The following is a 3,322-nucleotide window of genomic DNA, read 5'->3' on the forward strand; positions in this document are numbered from 1 at the left end:
TCGTACCACCGTCCCCCGGCCCCTCGTCCGGGTCCGCGCGGGATCAGGGCGGACCCCGGGCGCGGTCCGAGGGGCGTGATAGCTTCCCAGTGCCAGTCGCACTCCACACAGGGGTCAGGGAATCCGGTGAGAGTCCGGAACTGACGCGCAGCGGTGAGGGGGACGGGCGGGGCCACGGCCACTGGGAGACCCACGGGTGTCCTGGGAAGGCGCCCCGTCCGCACGAACCCGAGTCCGAAGACCTGCTGGCGCCCTGCGCCCCGTACGGGTCGCAGTACTCCGTACAACGGGCCCCGCGCATGGGCCCAGAGACGCCGAGGTACCTCGTGCCCGCCATGGCCCGATCCGCCCGTTCCGCTGCCCTTCTGACCACGGGCGTCCTGCTGCTGACCGCCTGCGGCGGCGCCGACGACAGCGCGCCCGCCGCCGAGAAGGCCGCTGACGGCTATCCGGTGACGCTCCAGAACTGCGGACGCACCGTCACCGTCACGTCCGCACCGCACCACGCGGTCTCGCTCAACCAGGGATCTACGGAGATCCTGCTCTCGCTGGGCCTCGCCGACCGGCTCGCGGGCAGCGCGACCTGGACCGACCCCGTCATGAAGGGCCTGGAGAAGGCCGACGCGACGGTCCCCAGGCTCTCCGACAACGCCCCCTCCTCGGAAAAGGTGCTGGAACAGGAGCCCGATTTCGTCAGCGCCTCCTTCGAATCCACCCTCGGCAAGGGCGGAGTCGCACCCCGCGAGCAGTTCGAGGACCTGGGCGTACCCACCTACGTCTCGCCCTCCGACTGCACCGGCAAGGACAACAGCGGCGACGGCGACGGAGCCCGCTCCACCGCCCTCACCCTCGACAGCGTCTACGGCGAGATACGCGACCTGGCCAAGGTGTTCGGCGTACGGGAACGGGGCGAGGAGCTCATAGCCGACCTGCGGGCCCGCGTGACGAAGGCGACAGAGGACATCGACGCCTCCCGCACCACCCTCCTCTACTGGTTCGCCAACTCCGAGGCCCCGTACCTGGCCGGCTGCTGCGGGGCACCCGGCGTCATCACCACCGAACTCGGCGCGAAGAACGTCTTCGACGACACCCACGAGGAGTGGCCCCAGATCAACTGGGAGACCATCGCCGACCGTGACCCGGACGTCCTCGTCATCGGCGATCTCACCCGCAAGTCGCAGACGGCCGAGAGCGCCGAGAAGAAGATCGAGTTCCTGGAGTCCAACCCGGTCACCCGGAACATGGACGCCGTACGGAACAAGCGGTACGTCCTGCTCAGCGGCCAGGCCATGAACCCCTCCATCCGTACGGTGGAGGGCATCGAACTCGTCGCCGCCGGGCTGCGCGAGTTCGGGCTCGCCGGATGACCGCCGGCCCGGACCCGGCAGCCGTCCGTCCGCGGCCGCCGGCGAGTGCCCCGGCCGGGACCGGCTCCGGCGCACGGCCCGGTCGCCTCGTACCGTCCGGGCGGCGGAGCTTGCGGACGGTGCCCGAACCCCTCCTGTGGGCCGGCGGGACCGTCCTCCTCCTGGTCTCCGTCGCGGTGGCCGTCACCATCGGCCCCGCCCGGATCTCCGTCGCCGACGTGTGGTCGGTGGTCGCCGCCCATCTGGGCCTCGGCGGCACGGAACTGAGCCCGATCCGGGACGGCATCGTCTGGGACCTCAGGATGCCGCGCACCCTGCTCGCCGCCGTCTGCGGCGCCGGGCTCGCGGTGTGCGGGACCGTCATGCAGTCGCTGCTCCGCAACCCGCTCGCCGACCCGTTCGTCCTCGGCGTCTCCTCCGGGGCGTCCACCGGCGCGGTCGTGGTCGTGGTGCTGGGCGTCGGCGGGGGCGCGGTGTCCCTCTCGGCGGGCGCGTTCGTCGGGGCGCTCGCCTCGTTCGCGCTCGTCCTCCTGCTCAGCCACACCCTCGGCGGCACCACGGACCGGGTCGTGCTCTCGGGCGTCGCGGTGATGCAACTGTTCTCCGCGCTCACGTCGTTCGTCGTGATGACCGCCGCCGACGCCGAGCAGACCCGCGGGGTGCTGTTCTGGCTGCTCGGCTCACTCAGCGGTGTCGGCTGGACGGACGTACGGCTCTGCGCCGGCATCGTCGTCGTGACCCTCATGGTCTGCCTGGGGCACGCCCGTACGCTCGACGCCTTCGCCTTCGGGCAGGACGCCGCGGCCACCCTGGGCGTCCATGTCGCGCGCACCCGGACCGTGCTGCTCTGCACCACGGCGCTGCTGACCGCCGCACTGGTCAGCTCGGCCGGGGCGATAGGCTTCGTCGGCCTGGTGCTGCCGCACGCCGCCCGGGCCCTCGCGGGAGCGGGGCACCGCAGACTGCTGCCCGTCACGGCGCTGGCCGGAGCGGTCTTCCTGGTCTGGGTCGACACCTTGGCCCGGACGGTCCTCGACCCGCAGGAGGTGCCGGTCGGCGTGGTCACCGCGCTGATCGGGGTACCGGCCTTCGTGCTCGTCCTGCACCGCACCCGGAGGGTCGTATGACCGCCCCCGCCGAGGGCCTGCGGGCCGACCGGGTGAGCCGGACCGCGGGCGGGCGCCTGATCCTCGACGGAGTGACCCTCGCCCCGCCGCCTGGCGCCACCGTCGGCCTGATCGGCCCCAACGGCTCAGGAAAGTCGACCCTGTTGCGGGTGCTCGCGGGTGTCCTCCCGCCGGAGGGCGGCCTCGTCACCCTCGACGGCGAGCCGCTGGCCGCGACGAGCAGGCGCACGGTGGCCCGGCGGGTCGCCGTCGTCGACCAGCACGCGGCCACCCAGGTCGAACTCAGCGTCCTCGACGTCGTACGCCTCGGGCGCATCCCGCACCGCAGGGCCTGGTCGGCGCCGGGGCCCGCGGACGACGAAGCGGTGCGCGAGGCCATGGAACGCACCGGGCTGACGGACCGGGCCGGGCAGTCCTGGCACACCCTGTCCGGCGGCGAACGCCAGCGGGTCCAGATCGCCCGCGCCCTGGCCCAGCGGCCCCGCGAACTCCTGCTGGACGAACCCACCAACCACCTGGACGTCCAGCACCAGCTGGACCTGCTGGCGCTGGTGTCCGCACTCCCGCTCACCTGTGTCGTCGCCCTGCACGACCTGAATCTGGCCGCGATGTTCTGCGACCTGGTCACCGTGATGGGCGACGGACGGGTGGTCGCCGCAGGCCCCCCGCACGAGGTGATCACCGAGCAGCTGATCGCGGACGTCTACCGGGTGCGGTCGGTGGTCACCCCGGACGGCCCGCAGGGACGGCCCAGCGTGCGGTTCCTGCCTCCCGCCGGAGTGTGACGCGGGCAGGGCGTGGTTCGGGGCGGATCCGTCACTTCGGATC

3 protein-coding genes and 1 riboswitch are annotated in these 3,322 nt (G+C 72.8%); all 3 genes read left to right on the forward strand.

Features of this window, described 5'->3' with window-relative positions; translation table 11 throughout:
- Window positions 1-76 precede the first annotated feature (76 nt).
- A riboswitch (cobalamin riboswitch) is annotated at window positions 77-265 on the forward strand.
- A gap of 70 nt (window positions 266-335) precedes the next feature.
- From ACFWEP_RS33345 to ACFWEP_RS33355, 3 genes are read left to right on the forward strand one after another with little or no spacing between them, the layout of a single operon-like run.
- Complete coding sequence (locus tag ACFWEP_RS33345; protein ID WP_387375850.1) at window positions 336-1,367, forward strand: ABC transporter substrate-binding protein; 1,032 nt, start codon at window positions 336-338, stop codon at window positions 1,365-1,367.
- Window positions 1,364-2,494, forward strand: coding sequence for a FecCD family ABC transporter permease (locus ACFWEP_RS33350; RefSeq protein ID WP_387375851.1), 1,131 nt, complete (start codon window positions 1,364-1,366; stop codon window positions 2,492-2,494). The genes ACFWEP_RS33345 and ACFWEP_RS33350 overlap by 4 nt, the downstream gene beginning before the upstream one ends.
- Window positions 2,491-3,279, forward strand: coding sequence for an ABC transporter ATP-binding protein (locus ACFWEP_RS33355; protein ID WP_387375853.1), 789 nt, complete (start codon window positions 2,491-2,493; stop codon window positions 3,277-3,279). The genes ACFWEP_RS33350 and ACFWEP_RS33355 overlap by 4 nt, the downstream gene beginning before the upstream one ends.
- The last annotated feature ends 43 nt before the right edge of the window (window positions 3,280-3,322 follow it).

The organism is Streptomyces sp. NPDC060198 (assembly GCF_042728415.1).
In the GTDB taxonomy this organism is placed as follows: domain Bacteria; phylum Actinomycetota; class Actinomycetes; order Streptomycetales; family Streptomycetaceae; genus Streptomyces.